At 71.9% G+C, this 16,645-nt stretch carries 19 protein-coding genes and 1 riboswitch; of the genes, 12 read left to right on the top strand and 7 right to left on the bottom strand.

The annotated features are described in order from the left end of the window. Positions 1-62: 62 nt before the first annotated feature. From ABZ532_RS00330 to ABZ532_RS00315, 4 genes are all read right to left on the bottom strand, one after another. On the bottom strand, positions 63-1,571 hold the full coding sequence (locus tag ABZ532_RS00330; protein ID WP_361277950.1) for a cobyric acid synthase: 1,509 nt from the start codon (positions 1,569-1,571) through the stop codon (positions 63-65). Further along, positions 1,568-2,599, bottom strand: a complete 1,032-nt coding sequence (locus tag ABZ532_RS00325; RefSeq protein WP_361277948.1) for a cobalamin biosynthesis protein — start codon at positions 2,597-2,599, stop codon at positions 1,568-1,570. Before ABZ532_RS00325 ends, ABZ532_RS00330 begins: the two co-directional genes overlap by 4 nt. Before the next feature lie 28 nt (positions 2,600-2,627). Next, a riboswitch (cobalamin riboswitch) is annotated at positions 2,628-2,779 on the bottom strand. 155 nt (positions 2,780-2,934) lie between these two features. After that, on the bottom strand, positions 2,935-3,156 hold the full coding sequence (locus ABZ532_RS00320) for a hypothetical protein (protein WP_361277946.1): 222 nt from the start codon (positions 3,154-3,156) through the stop codon (positions 2,935-2,937). 17 nt (positions 3,157-3,173) lie between these two features. Then, entirely contained in the window at positions 3,174-4,415 is a 1,242-nt protein-coding gene (locus ABZ532_RS00315) for an inorganic phosphate transporter (protein ID WP_361277944.1), read from the bottom strand. Between the two features lie 182 nt (positions 4,416-4,597). Here ABZ532_RS00315 and ABZ532_RS00310 point away from each other — a divergent pair, with 182 nt between their 5' ends. The 3 genes from ABZ532_RS00310 to ABZ532_RS00300 all read left to right on the top strand — a co-directional run bounded on the left by ABZ532_RS00310 (position 4,598) and on the right by ABZ532_RS00300 (position 8,067). After that, a complete protein-coding gene (locus tag ABZ532_RS00310) occupies positions 4,598-5,293 on the top strand; it encodes a class II aldolase/adducin family protein (RefSeq protein ID WP_361277942.1) in 696 nt (231 codons plus the stop codon). Between the two features lie 120 nt (positions 5,294-5,413). Further along, positions 5,414-6,541: an alpha/beta fold hydrolase gene (locus ABZ532_RS00305; protein ID WP_361277940.1), complete on the top strand. Its 1,128-nt coding sequence runs from the start codon at positions 5,414-5,416 to the stop codon at positions 6,539-6,541. Between the two features lie 134 nt (positions 6,542-6,675). Further along, positions 6,676-8,067 (top strand): hypothetical protein, encoded by a 1,392-nt coding sequence (locus ABZ532_RS00300; protein WP_361277938.1) that lies wholly within the window; start codon positions 6,676-6,678, stop codon positions 8,065-8,067. Positions 8,068-8,082: 15 nt separating this feature from the next. Here the strand turns inward: ABZ532_RS00300 and ABZ532_RS00295 are convergent, their stop codons facing one another. Continuing rightward, a complete protein-coding gene (locus ABZ532_RS00295; RefSeq protein WP_361277936.1) occupies positions 8,083-8,487 on the bottom strand; it encodes a VOC family protein in 405 nt (134 codons plus the stop codon). 117 nt (positions 8,488-8,604) lie between these two features. Further along, the gene (locus ABZ532_RS00290; RefSeq protein WP_361277934.1) at positions 8,605-9,495 is read right to left on the bottom strand and encodes a neutral zinc metallopeptidase; all 891 of its coding nucleotides are present in this window, start codon (positions 9,493-9,495) and stop codon (positions 8,605-8,607) included. Between the two features lie 195 nt (positions 9,496-9,690). On the opposite strand from ABZ532_RS00290, the gene ABZ532_RS00285 reads away from it, so the two are divergent. The 9 genes from ABZ532_RS00285 (at position 9,691) to ABZ532_RS00245 (ending at position 15,649) form a co-directional block, all read left to right on the top strand. Beyond that, positions 9,691-11,289, top strand: a complete 1,599-nt coding sequence (locus ABZ532_RS00285; protein ID WP_361277932.1) for an ABC-F family ATP-binding cassette domain-containing protein — start codon at positions 9,691-9,693, stop codon at positions 11,287-11,289. A gap of 426 nt (positions 11,290-11,715) precedes the next feature. After that, positions 11,716-11,937 carry a helix-turn-helix domain-containing protein gene (locus ABZ532_RS00280; protein ID WP_018518904.1) on the top strand — a complete coding sequence of 74 codons (222 nt, stop codon included), beginning with the start codon at positions 11,716-11,718 and terminating at the stop codon, positions 11,935-11,937. 154 nt (positions 11,938-12,091) lie between these two features. Further along, positions 12,092-12,892, top strand: a complete 801-nt coding sequence (locus ABZ532_RS00275) for an enoyl-CoA hydratase/isomerase family protein (protein ID WP_361277930.1) — start codon at positions 12,092-12,094, stop codon at positions 12,890-12,892. Between the two features lie 244 nt (positions 12,893-13,136). After that, positions 13,137-13,568 carry an Asp23/Gls24 family envelope stress response protein gene (locus tag ABZ532_RS00270; RefSeq protein ID WP_361278621.1) on the top strand — a complete coding sequence of 144 codons (432 nt, stop codon included), beginning with the start codon at positions 13,137-13,139 and terminating at the stop codon, positions 13,566-13,568. A 25-nt stretch (positions 13,569-13,593) separates the two neighbouring features. Further along, positions 13,594-13,782, top strand: coding sequence for a hypothetical protein (locus ABZ532_RS00265; RefSeq protein WP_361277928.1), 189 nt, complete (start codon positions 13,594-13,596; stop codon positions 13,780-13,782). 39 nt (positions 13,783-13,821) lie between these two features. Further along, entirely contained in the window at positions 13,822-14,169 is a 348-nt protein-coding gene (locus ABZ532_RS00260; protein WP_361278618.1) for a hypothetical protein, read from the top strand. Beyond that, on the top strand, positions 14,166-14,789 hold the full coding sequence (locus tag ABZ532_RS00255; protein WP_361277926.1) for a DUF6286 domain-containing protein: 624 nt from the start codon (positions 14,166-14,168) through the stop codon (positions 14,787-14,789). Before ABZ532_RS00260 ends, ABZ532_RS00255 begins: the two co-directional genes overlap by 4 nt. A gap of 4 nt (positions 14,790-14,793) precedes the next feature. Beyond that, positions 14,794-15,381: an alkaline shock response membrane anchor protein AmaP gene (amaP, locus tag ABZ532_RS00250; protein WP_361277924.1), complete on the top strand. Its 588-nt coding sequence runs from the start codon at positions 14,794-14,796 to the stop codon at positions 15,379-15,381. A 76-nt stretch (positions 15,382-15,457) separates the two neighbouring features. Continuing rightward, positions 15,458-15,649, top strand: coding sequence for a DUF6381 family protein (locus ABZ532_RS00245; RefSeq protein ID WP_361277922.1), 192 nt, complete (start codon positions 15,458-15,460; stop codon positions 15,647-15,649). 193 nt (positions 15,650-15,842) lie between these two features. Here the strand turns inward: ABZ532_RS00245 and ABZ532_RS00240 are convergent, their stop codons facing one another. Next, positions 15,843-16,598, bottom strand: coding sequence for an SDR family oxidoreductase (locus ABZ532_RS00240; protein ID WP_361277920.1), 756 nt, complete (start codon positions 16,596-16,598; stop codon positions 15,843-15,845). Positions 16,599-16,645 lie beyond the last annotated feature (47 nt).

The following is a 16,645-nucleotide window of genomic DNA, read 5'->3' as shown; positions in this document are numbered from 1 at the left end:
CCGATTCGGCACGTGGACGCGGTCGTTGGCCTTGGCGCGGACCGGGTCCGGTGTCGCCCTCCTCATGGCGCCCCCGGAGGGACGAAGGGCAGGCCCGCGGGGGCGCCGCGCTCGATCAGTTCGAGCAGGGCGGCGGTGTCGGCGTGTTCCTCGATCAGATCGCCGAGGCGGTCGAGCTGTTCCTCGCGCAGCAGACCGAAGCTGGTGTCCGGCGCCGGCACGAAACGGCGTCCCGCCGCAGCGGCGACCTCCCGGAGGAACGCCCGCCGGAAGCCGTCGCTCTCCAGCGAGCCGTGCCAGTGGGTGCCCCAGACGGCGCCGACCCGGCAGCCGTCCAGGAACGGCTCGCCGCCCAGCACCTCGGCGACGCCATGGTGGATCTCATAGCCCTCGACCCGCTCGCCGAGCGCCTCGCCCACCGGCCGGGCCAGGGTCTTCTCCCGCGCGAACCGTACGCGCACCGGCAGCAGTCCAAGGGCGTCGACCTCGCCCGCGCGCGACTCCACCTCGTCCTCGATGTGCTCGCCCAGGGCCTGGAAACCGCCGCAGATGCCCAGCACGGGCCTGCCCTCGGCGGCCCGTCGCGCGATCGCGTCCGCGAGCCCGCGCTCACGCAGCCAGGCGAGCGCCTTCACGGTGCCGCGGGTGCCGGGCACCACCACCAGGTCAGCGTCGGCCAGCTCCTCGGCGCGGTCCACGAACCGCACGATCACCCCCGGCTCGGCCGCCAGCGCGTCCACATCGGTGAAGTTGGACATCAGCGGCACGGCGCACACCGCGACCCGCAGCACGTCCTCGCCCAGCGGCGCTGCGGTCGCCGACTCGCGTACGGCGCCCCGCAGTGAGACCCGCAGCCCGTCCTCCTCATCGATGCCGAGGCCGTGGGCGTAGGGCAGCACACCGAACGTCCGCCTTCCGGTCAGCCCGTGCAGCATCTCGAGACCCGGCTCCAGCAGTGTCACGTCGCCGCGGAACTTGTTGACCAGATAGCCCGCGACCAGCTCCTGGTCCTCGGGCGCGAGCAACGCGGTCGTCCCGAAGAACTGCGCGAAGACCCCGCCCCGGTCGATGTCCCCGACCACCACCACGGGGAGCCGGGCGGCCCGTGCGATGCCCATGTTGACGATGTCGGTGCGCCGCAGATTGATTTCGGCGGGGCTGCCGGCGCCTTCACAGATCACGGCGTCGTAGGTGCTGCGCAGCTTCTCCAGGCATTCCACCACCGGCTCGAACAGCGTCTGCTGCCTGCCGCCGTGGTAGCCGCGTGCGCTCAGCTCCCCCACCGGCTTGCCCATCAGCACCACCTGGCTGGAGCGGTCACTGCCCGGCTTGAGCAGCACCGGGTTCATCAGCGCCGTTGGTTCCACGCGCGCAGCCTGGGCCTGCATGGCCTGCGCCCGGCCGATCTCGGCACCCTCGCGGGTGACGAAGGAGTTGAGTGACATGTTCTGCCCCTTGAAGGGGGCGGCCTTCACACCCTGGCGCACCAGCCACCGGCAGATCCCCGCCGTGACGACGCTCTTGCCCGCGTCCGACGTGGTGCCGGCGATCAGCAGTCCTCCGCCGCTCACTTCCGCCTCCCCCTCATGTCTCTCATGCCGCTCCTGCCCCGCATCGCCGTCGCCGCCGTGCAGGCGAGCCGTGCGCCCGCGCATGCCGCGAGCGCCAGCACACCCACCCGGCGCGACAGCCGCACCGCGCGCTCGATGTCCGCCACCTCGACGGCCCTGCCCTGCCCGTTGAGCACGGGCCGTTCCTCGGTGCGCCCGCCGTACGAGAGCGTCCCCCCGAGACGTACCCCGAGCGCACCCGCGAACGACGCCTCTACCGGACCCGCGTTGGGGCTGGGATGCTTCGCCGCGTCCACGCGCCAGGCCCGTACAGCACCTCGGGGGTCGCCGCCGGCGATTACCGCGAGGCCCGCGGTGAGCCGGGCGCCCGGCCAGCCCGCCGCATCGTCGAGTCGAGCCGATGCCCAGCCGTACCGCCGGTAGCGGGGCGACTTGTGGCCCACCATGGCGTCCAGGGTGTTCACGGCACGGAAGCCCACGAGACCGGGCACGCCCGCCACCGCGCCCCACACCAGCGCGCCGACCACGGCGTCCGAGGTGTTCTCGGCGACGGATTCCACGACGGCGCGGGCGATCCCGGGCCCGTCCAGCGCCTCGGGGTCACGGCCGCAGAGATGGGGGAGGCGCTCACGGGCGGTCTCGATGTCACCGACCGCGAGGGCCCCGCCGATCGCCCTTGCCTCCCTGCCGAGGGTGGTACCGCCCACGACGGCCCAGGTGGCGGCGGCGGTCAGGGCCAGGGACGCGGTACGGGACCGGCGTACGGAAGCGGCGCCCAGCGCACCCGCGGCGATCGCGCCCCCGGCGCACAGCGCCGTGTGCAGGGCGCCCCAGCCGCGGTGGTCGCGCCAGAGCCCGCGCTCGACGGCGGCGGCGGCCCTGCCGAAGGCGGCGACCGGATGTCCTCGGCGGGGATCGCCGAAGAGCAGGTCGCCGACGAGTCCGGCCGTGGCGCCGTAAGCGAACGTGATGGCAGGGACAGCGACAGCAGGGACGAGTCCCCCCGGCGCCCGCTGCTCGGCAGGCATGTTCGTCCTCACTCAGGGTCCGCGCCCTGGCTCGACGTGATCCGGCGGGAGAGAGTTCCTGGCTTCGGGAAGCGCCCTGGTGTAGGGAGTGCGCGCCCGTGACAGTGGCGGGACCGCGCCGGATTCGCACCGGCTTCCTCTTCTGCCGCCGTAAGTGGCCCCGGAAGTCCACCATGGGCCGCGAACACCCGTCAACTCACCTTTGACCTGCGACGGGACAGTGTGCGCAGGCCCACACCGCGGTGTGGGAGGGGTGCGCAGAGCGGGAGCCGGACACCCCCTCGGGGGTGTCCGGCTCCCATGTGTCGTTCTGCCGGCTGCCGTGCCGCCGATCGTCAGGAGACGATCAGATAGATCCCGTACGCCACGGCGGCGGCGCACAGTGCGAAGCAGGCGTAGGCGCCAGTGCGGGCCAGGCCGGCGGAGCCTCCCTGCGCGGCTGCCGCCTCCTGCTTGGAGAGGCCGACGATGCCAAGGGTGAACAGGCCCACCAGGGCGACGGTCACGATGAGGCTCACGCCGAAGACGGAGCCCAGAGCTGCCCAGTCGATCTTCATGCTGATTCGTTTCTTCCTTACACCGTGGCGGTGGGCGCGGGAGCGGACTCACTGGCGGGAGCCGGGATGGTGGCCTTCAGCTCCTCGGCGGCGGCCACGGTGGGCGGCGGGGTCACGGCCGCGATGGCGGTGGTGACCACACCCGGGGCCTCGGTGATCTCGTCGGAGGTGACGTTCGTGTGGTCGACCGGCTTGCGGCGCGACAGCACCCAGATGGCGGCCGAGCCCGCGACGAGCAGCACGGCGACGGCGGCGGTGCCCCAGGCGCCCTGGCTGGTCAGGAATTCCGCGGCGGCACCGACCAGGCCGGCTGCCGGGAGGGTGAGGCCCCAGGCGACGAACATCCGTGTCGCGGTGGACCAGCGGACCACACCACCCTTGCGGCCGAGCCCCGCGCCCATCACGGCGCCGGAGCACGACTGGGTGGTGGAGAGCGAGAAGCCCAGGTTCGAGGAGGCCAGGATGACCGTCGCGGCGCTGGTCTGGGCGGTGAAGCCCTGCTGCGGCTGGAGGTCGGTCAGTCCCCGGCCCATGGTGCGGATGATGCGCCAGCCGCCCAGGTAGGTGCCGAGCGCGATCGCCAGACCCGCGGAGACGATGACCCACATCGGGGGGTTGGAGCCGGGGGCGAGCACGCCGCCGGTGACCAGGGCCAGGGTGATGACTCCCATGGTCTTCTGCGCGTCGTTGGTGCCGTGCGCGAGGGAGACGAGCCCGGCCGAGGCGATCTGACCCGCCCGGTAGCCCTTGGACGTGGCCTTGTCGTCGGCACCGTTGCCGATCTTGTATGTCAGCCTCGTCGCGAGGAACGCGGCGAGACCGGCGACCACCGGCGCGGCGACGGCCGGGATCAGCACCTTGGTGACGATCGTCCCGCCGTTCACGGCCGAGAAGCCCGCGGACATCACGGCGGCGCCTATGAGACCGCCGAAGAGGGCGTGCGACGAGCTGGACGGCAGGCCGAGCAGCCAGGTGAGCAGGTTCCACAGGATCGCGCCGACGAGCGCGGCGAAGATCACTTCTGTGCGGATGCCCTCTTCCTCGATGAGCCCGCCGGAGATCGTCTTGGCGACCTCGATGGACAGGAAGGCGCCCACGAGATTCAGCGCGGCCGACATGGCCACCGCCGTCTTCGGTCTGAGTGCCCCGGTCGAGATGGTGGTGGCCATCGCGTTGGCCGTGTCGTGGAAACCGTTCGTGAAATCGAACACGAGAGCGGTGATGATCACGATCCCGAGGAGAAGCGTGATGTGTTCCATTTACCCAGGCTTCTATTGGACGTCAGTGGCCAGCCGAACGTAAGCAAGCTGAGTGAACGGAAGATGAACTCAGCACGGCTCATGAGTGACTCCAGAAGGGTATGGCCATTCCGCTTGGCGGAGAAGGTGCTTGCGCGGGCCGAAGTGCGCTGCCGCGGCCGGGTGCCTGACATGATCAACCCATGAGTGGGCGGCAGCGGGACGAGCGGTACGACGGGCAGCAGGAGCCGATCGCACGGGCATGGAGGGACCTTGTGGCCGCCGCCCGCAGGACCGTGGCGGACGGACTCGTGGTCGGCACTTCGGGCAATGTCTCCGTACGGGTACCCGCCGAGGGCGGGGATGTGATCCTGGTCACGCCGAGTGGGGTGCCCTACGACCGGCTCGGGCCGCAGGACGCCGTCGGCGTCGCTCCGGACGGACGCCGCGTACTGGGTGACCTGGTCCCCACCAGCGAACTGCCGATGCATCTGGAGATCTACCGCGCCACGGACGCCGCCGCCGTCGTGCACACCCACGCGGTGCACGCCACCGCCGTGTCGACGCTGGTCACCGAGCTGCCGCTGATCCACTACATGGCGGCCGCCCTCGGCGGACCCGTCCGTGTCGCCCCGTACGCCCGCTACGGCACCGAGGAACTCGCGGCCCGGATGCTCGACGCCCTCGCGGACCGCACGGGCTGCCTGCTCCAGAACCACGGCACCGTCACCTACGGCGCCACGCTCGACCAGGCATACGACCGCACCGCGCAGCTGGAGTGGATGTGCCGGGTCTGGCTCACCGCGAGCTCCGTGCCCGGCCGTGAGCCGAACCTCCTCTCGCGGGACCAGGTCGACGAGGTGCGCGAGAAGCTCCGCACCTACGGCCAGCCGGGCTGAACCGTTCGATGCCCGGCCGTGCACGAGAACCGGCGCCCGGCGGCTGAGCCCGCGCCCTGCGCGTCACTCTTGGTGGCGCGCCCACTGGCAGCCTGGCGAGGACCTCACCACACTGGAACGGTGCGCCCGGCTAAAGCGACGGCAGCGGCCGTCACCACCCTGCTCGGTCTTGGAGCTGCCACGTTCGCCGCGGGCCGGTACGCGAGCGACGCGGCACTCAAGGCCACGCCCGAACGCCCCCTGCCCGGCGAGCCCCGGCTCACCGTGCACGCGACCGGGCCGGGCCGGATCACCCTCACCCGCAGCCTCGCCTCGCTCCGCCCCGGCCTGTACGGACTCACCGGCCAGGGTGTCCACGCGGTCGTCGGCCCGGTGCTCGAAGACGTCCCCCACGCCGCTGACACCGTCGTCCGCCGGCTGGAGAGCGTGGGCCACGGCGGCCTCGACATCGGCACGAAGGTCCGCTTCACCCCTCGGCTGCACAGCGGCACGCCGAGCGGCGCCCTCGGGATCGACCACGAGGACGTGGAGGTCCACGGCGAACTGGGGCCCCTGCCCGCCTGGTTCGTCCCCGGGCCCCGCGCCACATGGATCATCGCCGTGCACGGTCTGGGCGCCACCCGCGAACACGTCCTGAACCTGATGCCGTTCCTGGCCGGGCGGCGCGTGCCGGTACTGGCGATCGCCTACCGAGGCGACCCCGGCGCACCCCGCTCTCCCGACGGCCTCTGCCATCTCGGCGACTCCGAGTGGCGCGATCTCGACGCGGCCATCCGGTACGCGGTCCGCGGCGGCGCCGAACGCGTGATCGTGCACGGCTGGTCCGTCGGAGCCGCGATGGCCCTGCATGCCGCAGCCAACTCGGCCGCGCGGGACCGGATCGCCGGGCTCGTGCTGGACTCCCCGGTGCTCGACTGGGAAGCCACACTGCGCGCCCTCGCCACCGCCCGCCACACCCCGTCCTTGCTGCTCCCGCTGGCGGTGCGCGCCGCCCAGGGGCGCACCGGACTGCACGGTGACCGCCTGCGCGAGGCCGCGGATCCGAGCAGCCTCGGCGTGCCGACACTGATCTTCCACGGTCCCGACGACCGGCTCGCTCCCTGGGGGCCCTCCCGGGAACTCGCTGCACGCCGCCCCGACCTGGTCAGCCTCCACACCGTCACCGAGGCCCCGCACTCGGCGATGTGGAACGCCGACCCGGCACGCTACGAGGAGGCTCTCCGCCGCTTCCTCACCCCCTTGGTCTGAGCAAGCGGTCCGAGCAGGGTCAGGGCCCCGCGACCGGTCGAAGGAGGCCCAGCCCTCGCCCTCTGAGCGGCCCCGCGACGAGATCCGTCATTCCGAATTGGGCTTTCGGGCCGACAGCGGGAAGACTGCTCCCCGTGACGTCCCGTAACGTGCGCGACTCCAGACTCCGTCTTGTCCGTCCCCGTCCCACCGCCACGGCCCGGCGTGCCGTGTCGAACCGGCGTACGCGTCCCGCCCCGCGCCCGCCCGAGGGCACTCCGCCTGCCTCCGAACTGGCCCGCCAGGCGCGCGAGGCCCTCGCCGACGCCGTGCGCATCGCCCGCTGGGCCGCCTCCGCACCCGACGCGGCCGTCCACGCCGTACGGGAACAGGCCGCGACGGCGCTGGAGCTGACCCCGGACCAGGCGAGCGCGAGCTGGGACCGCGCACGTCTCGCCGGGCTCGTCGAACTCCACGGCAGCACCGCCCGCCCCGGCTGGCGGCTCAACGCCTGGGACCGGGACGACACGGCCGTGCTGCGGGGCTGGGTCGCCCTGTTCGACGCATGGTCGCTGGTCCACCCCGCACCCGACGACGTCGCACCCGCAGCCGTCGCCGAAGTCGTCGAGGCCGTCCCGCAGATCCTCACCCTCCTCCAGCTCTCCGCCGGCCCCGTCCTGGTGTCAGCGCTGCTGGACCTGCTCCAGCAGCGCGTCGCGGAACTGCGCGACGAACGCTGCGAAGTGCCCATGGCCCCCTCGCAGCGGGAGCCCGCCGCACCCCCGGCCGCCGCGGTCTCCCCGGTCGACCGGGCCGTCGCCGACGCGCTGCTCCCCGCCCTGATGGACTGGGCCCTGGAGGGCCTCGCCGCCGTCGACGCACTCACCCTCGGGCAGAGCCAGGCCACCCTCACCCCGCTCGGCAACTGGGCGGTCTGGGTCAAGCTCGAGCAGATCTGCGTCGCGGCCCAGAGCCCTGCCGGCCACATCGAGCACCCGGCCGAGGACCTGCTCCGGGCCTGCGCCCGGCTCAGCCCGGGACCCGCCCGGGACGAGTACCGCGCCTGGCTGGCCGCGCGCACCGTCTCCAGTGCCGTCTCCGAGCTCCTCGTCGCGGCCCGCGGCGAGGACGCGCTGCTGCGTGGTCTCGCCTTCGAGGCACTCCGCGTCGTCGGAGCCCCCGCCGAGGCCGGGGTGCGTGCCGCCGCCGAAGAGCCGTCCCTGCGCCCGTACGCCCTGCTCTGGCTTGCCGAGTACGAGGGAGCGGATCCGGATGACGCGGCAGAAGTGCTCACCCGCGACGAGGCGACCTGGCTCTGGGTGGACACCGCGGCTGCCGTCGCCGACCACGGTGAGACCACCCTCCTGGTCCGTCACCTCGACGCTGCCGTGCAGGGCACCGTCCCCGCCCTGCTGGACGAGGTCAGGGCGGTCGGCCACCCCCGCACCGTGCAGGTCCTGGTCGCACTCGCCGCTGCCCACCCCGACCCCGCCCTGTCCAAGGCACTTCGCCGGGCGGCCTTCCAGGTCCACACCGGAGGAGCCTGAGGACGCCAGGCCGGGTCATTCCGCGCTCGCACCCGGCCGGTACGTCCCGAAGCTCCAGACGTTGCCCTCCAGATCGCGTGCCATGTAGTCCCGCGAGCCGTAGTCCTGGTCGGTGGGCGGCAGCACGATGTCCGCCCCGTGCTCCACCGCGCGGAGGTGGTGTGCGTCCACGTCGTCGACCTGGACGTACACACCGATCGGGCCGCCGGTCTCCATCAGCTTGTCGAACTCGCTGCCGGTGCCCTTGCTGCCCAGCATCACCATTCCGTTCCCGTACGACAGTTCGGCGTGCACCACCTTGCCGCTCCCGGCCTCGTACACCGCGTGCTCGGTGAAGCCGAAGGCCTCGGTGAGCTGCCTGATCGCGGCCTTGGCGTCCGTGTACAGCAGCGTCGGACAGATGCTCGGTGCCTCCGCCATCTCGATCCCTCCTCCGTCACCCGCCCACAGGGGTGTGATCCGGATCTCAGTCTGGCAGGGGGCACCGACAATGCCCGGGACCCCGGCGCTCCTCCGGGCGGAGTCCGGGGGAGCGGCTCAGCGGAAGGTGTTGCACGCGGCCATGTCGCCCGTGCGATAGCCGGTGTAGAACCACTCCTGACGCTGCGCCGCGGAGCCGTGCGTCCAGGTCTCCGGGGTGACCCGCCCTTGCAGCGCCTGCTGGATCCGGTCGTCGCCCACGGCCGCCGCCGCGTCGAGGCCTTCCCGGATGTCCGCGTCCGTCAGCCGGGTGAGCAGCGGCTTCCCGGTCTTCTCGTCCGGGGTCGTCGTGGCGTGGTGCGCCCACACCCCCGCGTAGCAGTCCGCCTGCAACTCCACCCGGACCGCGTTGCTCCCCGCCCCCGCCCGGTTGTCCTGGGCCAGGGCCAGGGTGCCCATCTGGTTCTGGATGTGGTGGCCGTACTCATGGGCGACGACATACGCCTGCGCGAACGGCCCGCCGGAGGCCCCGAACCTCGTGCGCAGGTCGTCGAAGAAGCTGAGGTCCAGATAGACCTTGCGATCGGCGGGGCAGTAGAACGGCCCGACCGCCGATGTGGCCGATCCGCACGCGGTCCCGACCCGATCGGTGAACATCACCGTCGGCGCATCCGTGTACCGTCCGCCGCGCCGGGTGTACTCCGCGCGCCAGAAGTCCTGCACGCTGTTGACCACGGCCACGGTCCGGCAGTCGTCGCGGGTGTTGGCGTCCACGCCCTTGCGGCAGGTCTGGCCCACCTGCGCCGCGGTCGAGGCGCTCGGCCGGGTCTCCTGGCCGCCGTCCGTGAGCCCGAGCTGGTCGGGTCCCACCCCGAAGATCAGCCCGAGCACCAGTGCGATGAATCCGACGATCCCACCGCCGACGGTCGCCCTTCCCCCCGGCAACCGGCTGCCCCGCACATCCTGGACCTCCGAGGTGTCCAGGTCGGCGTCGTCGTCGAACTGCATGATCCCGAGTATCGAGCAGCAGGGTGCCGCCCGCCCCTTTTGCGTGGCGGCCAGAGGTGGGCAGCGCCACAGGAAACCGGTTGCACAAGGCCGGTAGACTGCTCCGTATGGCAATTCTCCCCGTGGATTAGACGGCGTCGAGCCTTCGCACGCCCTGTCGTCCCTCCGCCGTCCGTCCCGTCCTGGAGTCTTTCCGTGATCACCGCTTCCGGCATCGAGCTGCGCGCCGGCGCCCGAGTCCTCATCGAGTCCGCCACCTTCCGCATCGCCAGGGGCGACCGCGTCGGCCTTGTCGGCCGCAACGGAGCGGGCAAGACCACCCTCACCAAGTGCCTCGCGGGTGAGGGCATCCCCGCCGCCGGACAGATCGCCCGCTCGGGCGAGGTCGGCTACCTCCCGCAGGACCCACGCACCGGCGACCTCGACGTCCTGGCCCGTGACCGCATCCTCTCCGCGCGTGGCCTCGACGTCCTGCTCCGCAAGATGCGCGAGAACGAGCAGCGCATCGCCACCGGCACGGGCGCCACCCAGGAGAAGGCGCTGAAGCAGTACGAGCGCCAGGAGACGGAGTTCCTGACCAAGGGCGGTTACTCCGCCGAGTCGGAGGCCGCCACGATCGCCGCGGCGCTCAACCTGCCCGACCGCGTGCTGGGCCAGCCGCTGCACACCCTCTCCGGTGGTCAGCGCCGCCGTGTCGAGCTGGCCCGGATTCTGTTCTCGGACGCCGACACCCTGCTGCTCGACGAGCCGACCAACCACCTCGACGCCGACTCGATCGTCTGGCTGCGTGACTATCTGAAGACCTACCGCGGCGGCTTCATCGTGATCTCCCACGATGTCGACCTCGTCGAGACCGTCGTCAACAAGGTCTTCTACCTCGACGCCAACCGCTCGACCATCGACGTCTACAACATGGGCTGGAAGCTCTACCAGCAGCAGCGCGAGGCGGACGAGAAGCGCCGCAAGCGCGAGCGCCAGAACGCGGAGAAGAAGGCGGCGGCGCTCAACGCCCAGGCCGACAAGATGCGTGCCAAGGCCACCAAGACCGTCGCCGCGCAGAACATGGCGCGCCGCGCCGAGCGGCTGCTGTCCGGCCTCGAGGACGTGCGGGCCGCCGACAAGGTCGCCAAGCTGCGGTTCCCCGAGCCCGCGCCGTGCGGCAAGACCCCGCTGATGGCGGAGGGCCTGTCCAAGTCCTACGGCTCGCTCGAGATCTTCACAGATGTGGACCTCGCCATCGACAAGGGGTCCCGCGTCGTGATCCTCGGTCTGAACGGAGCAGGGAAGACCACCCTGCTACGGCTGCTCGGCGGGGTCGAGAACGCCGACACCGGCGAGGTCGTCCAGGGCCACGGCCTCAAGCTGGGCTACTACGCCCAGGAGCACGAGACCCTCGACCCGGACCGCACCGTCCTGGAGAACATGCGGACCGCGGCGCCCGACCTCGATCTCGTCGAGGTCCGCAAGGTGCTGGGGTCGTTCCTGTTCTCCGGCGACGACGTCGAGAAGCCGGCCGGGGTTCTGTCGGGCGGTGAGAAGACCCGGCTCGCGCTGGCCACGCTGGTGGTCTCCGCGGCCAATGTGCTGCTGCTGGACGAGCCGACCAACAACCTCGACCCGGCCAGCCGCGAGGAGATCCTCGGCGCGCTGCGCACCTACAAGGGCGCGGTCGTCCTGGTCACGCACGACGAGGGCGCGGTCGAGGCACTGCAGCCGGAGCGGATCATCCTGCTCCCGGACGGTGTCGAGGATCTCTGGGGCGCGGACTACGCGGATCTCGTGACCCTCGCCTGACGCCTGACGCCTGACGCCTGACGCCTGACGCCTGACGCCTGACGCCTGACGCCCCGTGTCCCGTGCCCGGGTGTCCCGTCCGGAGCGCTCTGATCCACTCCGTATGGATCATTCGGCCCACCGTTTGTCCTTCATCTGGGTGAGAACGTCTCATCCTCCGGCGTGGCGGCAGGTTCCGCGGGCCGCTGTGCTCGCGCAGCGGCCCGGAACCGCACCGTCGGGGTCACACCTGTTCTGACCTGGAGTTTCCTGGCGCGGCGCGCGGAAACCTCTCGGCGGCCAGGACCGGAATCCATTATTCCGGTCGCGATCGGAAGCCCGCCGCGGCCAAACCTTGTGGCACGGACCTTGTCGAATGGGTGGCCATGAGGCCCGGTAGGGGTGATCATGAGAAGTCCAGAGCGCACTTCCCATGAGGAGGCACGGGTGGCCGAGACTCTGAAGAAGGGCAGCCGGGTGACCGGCGCCGCGCGCGACAAGCTCGCGGCAGACCTGAAGAAGAAGTACGACTCCGGTGCGAGCATCCGGGCGCTGGCCGAAGAGACTGGCCGCTCCTACGGGTTCGTGCACCGGATGCTCAGCGAGTCCGGAGTCACGCTGCGTGGACGCGGCGGAGCTACGCGGGGCAAGAAGGCCGCCACGGCCTGACATTCCGCGCACAGCCGTCGAGTCGGCGGCGTCCGTGGGTGACCGGACGGTTCCGGTGTGGGCCACTCGGTCGATCGATACGGTCGACTGACTGGTTACTGTGCAGTAACTTAAATCTTCGCTGCACTGACCGCACCGGAACCGGAGGCTCCCCATGACTTCGCTCGACTCGCTGGACTCTGTGCTCGACAAGGACGGCGTACGGCTCACCGTCGATGACGCGGTGGCCACGGTGACCCTCACCAACCCGGCCAAGCGCAACGCCCAGTCCCCCGCTCTCTGGCGGGCGTTGACGGAGGCCGGGCGGATGCTGCCGGGCAGTGTGCGGGTGGTCGTGCTCCGCGGAGAGGGCAAGTCCTTCTCCGCGGGCCTCGACCGCCAGGCCTTCACGCCCGAGGGCTTCGACGGCGAGCCGTCGTTCCTCGACCTCGCCCGCGGCTCCGCCGAGGAGCTGGACGCGGTCATCGCCGAGTACCAGGAGGCATTCACCTGGTGGCGCCGCAACGACCTGGTGTCGATCGCGGCGGTGCAGGGGCATGCGATCGGGGCGGGCTTCCAGCTCGCTCTGGGCTGCGACCTGAGAATCGTCGCGCCGGACGTCCAGTTCGCCATGCGCGAGACCAGCCTGGGCCTGGTCCCGGATCTTGCCGGGACGCATCCGCTCGTCTCGCTGGTCGGGTACGCCCGCGCGCTCGAGATCTGCGCCACGGGACGCTCCGTCCAGGCCGATGAGGCAGAGCGGATCGGTCTCGCCAATCTCGTGGTGCCCGCCGAGGAGCTCGACGGTTCCGTGCGTGACCTTGCGGCGGCTCTGCTGGCTGCCCCGCGTGACGCCGTGATCGAGACCAAGGCGCTGCTGCGTGGTGCTCAGGACCGCACCTACGAGGAGCAGCGCAAGGCCGAGCGGGCTGCCCAGGCCCGGCGTCTGAGGGACCTCGCGGGTCTCGCCGACTGAGCCCACGCGCGTCGGGCCACATCGGTCCCGCATGGCCCAGGGCGCTCGCGCGCTCCGCGCTTGCCTCCCGTCCGGGAAGTGGTGATCACCTCTGCTGTTGCCCCCACCTGCCGCGTCCCCGGCGCGTGACAGGGCAAGCGCACTTAGTGTGGGCAGCGGAGCCAGGAGTTCACCACCTCCCGGAAAGGGACGTACGGCGATGACCGACACCGGCGTCAATGTCAGCAAGGAACCGTCGGAGGGCATGGGGGGCACCGGGCCGAGCAGGCGGGCCGCTGGTGATCCGGGCGCCCGGGGGCGTACCACCATCGCCGACGGAGTGGTCGAGAAGATCGCCGCACTCGCTGCCCGGGACGTGATCGGAGTCCACGCGCTGGGCGGCGGGGTCTCCCGCGCCCTCGGCGCCGTGCGCGACCGGGTGCCCGGCGCGGGCGGACGCTCCGGTGTCACACGCGGCGTGAAGGCCGAGGTCGGCGAGGTGCAGACCGCCCTCGACCTGGAGATCGTCGTCGACTACGGGGTGTCGATCGCGGATGTGGCCAGGGCCGTCCGTGGGAACGTCGTCTCATCCGTGGAGCGGATGACCGGTCTCGAAGTCGTGGAGGTCAACATCGCGGTGACCGATGTGAAGCTCCCGGACGAGGAAGACGAAGAGCCGGAACCGCGGATCCAGTAGCGGAGCTCACGAGAGGAGCTCACGAATGAGCATGGCGGTGGTCGGCCTGCTGGCCGGCATGGCGCTCGGCTTCGCCGGATACTTCGGCGGCTTCGGCGCCTTCCTCCTGGTGGCCGCGCTCGGCGCGGTCGGGTTCGTGGCCGGCCGCTTCCTGGAAGGCGGCCTCGACCCGGGGGCCTTCTTCCGGGGCCGCGAGCACGGCGACCGCAGGTGATCCGGGGTGGCCGTGGACCCGCCCCCGCCCCTGTCGTCCATGCCGCCGCAGCGGATCGAGGCGGCCGCACGCGGAGAGACGACGATCGCCGACCGGGTCGTCGCGAAGATCGCGGCGCGGGCGGCGCGTGAGGCCCTGGGGCGTGTGCCCGAAGGATGCTCACCCCCGCATGCCACGGTCATCGTGCACCACGACCACGCCCGTATCCGTATCAGCCTCGAACTCGACTACCCCTCCGACATCGGCGCCCAGTGCGGTGCGGTGCGCCGGCGCGTGGCCGAACGGGTGGCGTCACTGGCCGGGATGGAGGCGTCCGAGGTGGCCGTGGAGGTCGAGCGGCTGCAATCCGTCCATACCCGCCGGACGGATCAGGGGAGACTGAGATGACCGAGCCCGCGACTGAGTCCGGGGTCGAACAGGCGAACGAGCCCGCACCCGCGAACGAATCCGCACCCGGGAAGGCTTCGCGCTTCTGGTCCAAGCGGCGGATCCCGGCCGTACTGGTCGCGGCCCTGCTGACCGCCGGTGCGGGGCTGTTCCTGTACGACGTCGCCGCCGTACGTGCCGAGCGGCCCGGTGTGGCATGGCGCCGGACACTCGCCGACGAGCTCGACCGGCGGCCCCTCGACGACACCTGGGTACTCGTGGGCGCGAGCGTCGCCGTGACACTCGGACTGTGCCTGATCGTGCTCGCCGTCACCCCCGGACTGCGGGGCCTGCTGCCGATGAGGCGCTCAGCGGCCGACATCGCGCTGAGAGCGGGACTCGACCGGGACGCGGCGGCGCTCGTTCTGCGCGACCGGGCGATGGAGGTGTCCGGTGTGCAGTCCGTACGGGTGCGGATGCGACGCTCCTGGGTCGGCGTACGGGCGGTGTCCCATTTCCGTGAGTTCGATGAGGTGCGCAGCGACCTGGAAGCCGTGCTGGACGCCGGCATCCGCGAACTGGGCCTCGCGCACCCCCCTGCGCTGTCCGTGCAGGTCCGCCGGCCTCCCAAGAGGGGATGACCCCATGGCTCCCGCGCTCCCCGTCGTCAACCGTGTGCTGCTCGGGCTCGCCGGTCTGGTGCTGCTGGCCGCCGGGGGAGCGGTACTCGCCGCCGCTGTCGGGGCCGCGGTGCCGTCCTGGTGGCCCTGGTCGGGGCCGGGTGACGTGCTGCTCGCCCAGAGCGCCCGGCAGCGATGGCGTGCCGAGAGCTGGTGGTGGCCGGTGGTGATCGTGGCACTCGTGGTGGTGCTGCTGATGGGCCTGTGGTGGTTGCTGGCACAGTTCCGCCGCTCGCGTCTCGCCGAGATCCTGGTCGAGACCGCTGACGGCGAGGGCGCGCTGCTCAGGGGCCGCGCCCTGGAGTCCGTACTGGTCGGCGAGGCGGAGCAGCTCGACGGCGTGGCCCGGGCCCAGATCGCCCTTCACGGCCGCCGTACGGCGCCGACGGCCCGCGTCCGTCTGCTCCTGGAGCCCTATGCGTCCCCCGGCGAGACCCTCCACCGTCTCTCGGCCGAGGCCCTGGACCACGCCCGCACGTCGGCGGCCCTTGCCGCGCTGCCGACGGAGGTCCGCCTCCGCGCGGAGCGGCACCACGCCAGGCGCGTGGTGTGACCTCCGGATGCGAGGTCACGGCGGCACTGGTTCGCTGAGAGGTGCCCGCTCATCCGATGACGTATGAGGAGTGATCATGAGCGTTTCAGGCGAGGCAAGTGGTCGTGTACGCCAGATGCGCCAGAAGGCGGACGAACTGAAGCAGGCCGCGGAACGGGCCTCGGACCCGGAGGAGCGCCGCCGGCTGGAAGAGAAGTCCCGGAAGCTGCGGGACCAGAGTGACCAGGAGAGTGCGATGGGGGCGGGGGACATCTTCCCGGAGGTGTGACGGGATTGCCCGGGCTTGCCCTCCACGGTGCACGGCAAGCCCGGAATCCCAAGCCCCGTCCCCGGACGGATTCCAGTGCTGGAGACGGACACCCGGGGTCACCGCCACGGCACAGCGGCGGCCTGCCCACTCCGCGACCACGAGGCCCGACCGGTGCTGGGCGCGCCCCGGAGCCCACTCCCTCGCCGTGTGGCTAGAACCCGTGGCGGGCGCCGCCGTCCACAGGGAGCATCACGCCCGTCAGGTAGGACGCCGCAGGTGACATGAGGAACGCGGCCGTGCGGCCGAACTCCTCCGGGGTGCCGTACCGCCGCAGGGGGATGCGCTGCTCGTTCGCGGCCCGGGAGGCGTCCGCGTCGCCGGAGAGCTCGTCGAGCTGGCGCATGCGGTCCGTGGCGATGCGCCCCGGAAGCAGGCCCAGGACGCGAATCCCGCGCGGCCCCAGCTCGTCGGCGAGGGACTTGGCGAAACCGGCCAGGCCCGGGCGCAGCCCGTTGGAGATCGTCAGGCCCGGGAACGGCTCGTGGACCGAGGCGGAGAGCACGAAGCCGATCACCCCGCCAGGACCCAGCGCGGCCGCGGCGGCCCGCGCCAGCCGCACCGCGCCGAGGAAGACCGCGTCGAACGCCGCCTGCCACTGCTCGTCCGTGTTGTCGGCGACGAAGCCGGGCGGCGGTCCGCCCACGCTGATCAGTACGCCGTCGACCCGCCCGAAACGCTCGCGCGCGGCCGTGATGAGCCGTTCGGCCGCGTCCGGATCGGCGTTGTCCGCCGCGATGCCGAGTGCGTCCGGCCCGAGTTCGGCGGCCGCCGCCTGGGCGGCCTTCTGCTCCCGGCCTGTGACGATCAGCCGCGCGCCCTCCGCCGCCAGTGCGTGCGCCGACGCGTTGCCCAGACCCCGGGTCGCCCCGGTGACGATGTAGACACGGTCCTTCAGTCCAAGATCCATGCGCTTATCCTGCCCTGCACCCCGCGGCCCGGGCGAGGGCCGGTCCC

Origin of the sequence: Streptomyces sp. NPDC019396 (assembly GCF_040632375.1) — a bacterium.
Classification (GTDB): domain Bacteria; phylum Actinomycetota; class Actinomycetes; order Streptomycetales; family Streptomycetaceae; genus Streptomyces.
Note: the sequence above shows the minus strand (reverse complement) of the source record. Positions and strands in the feature narration are given on the sequence as shown.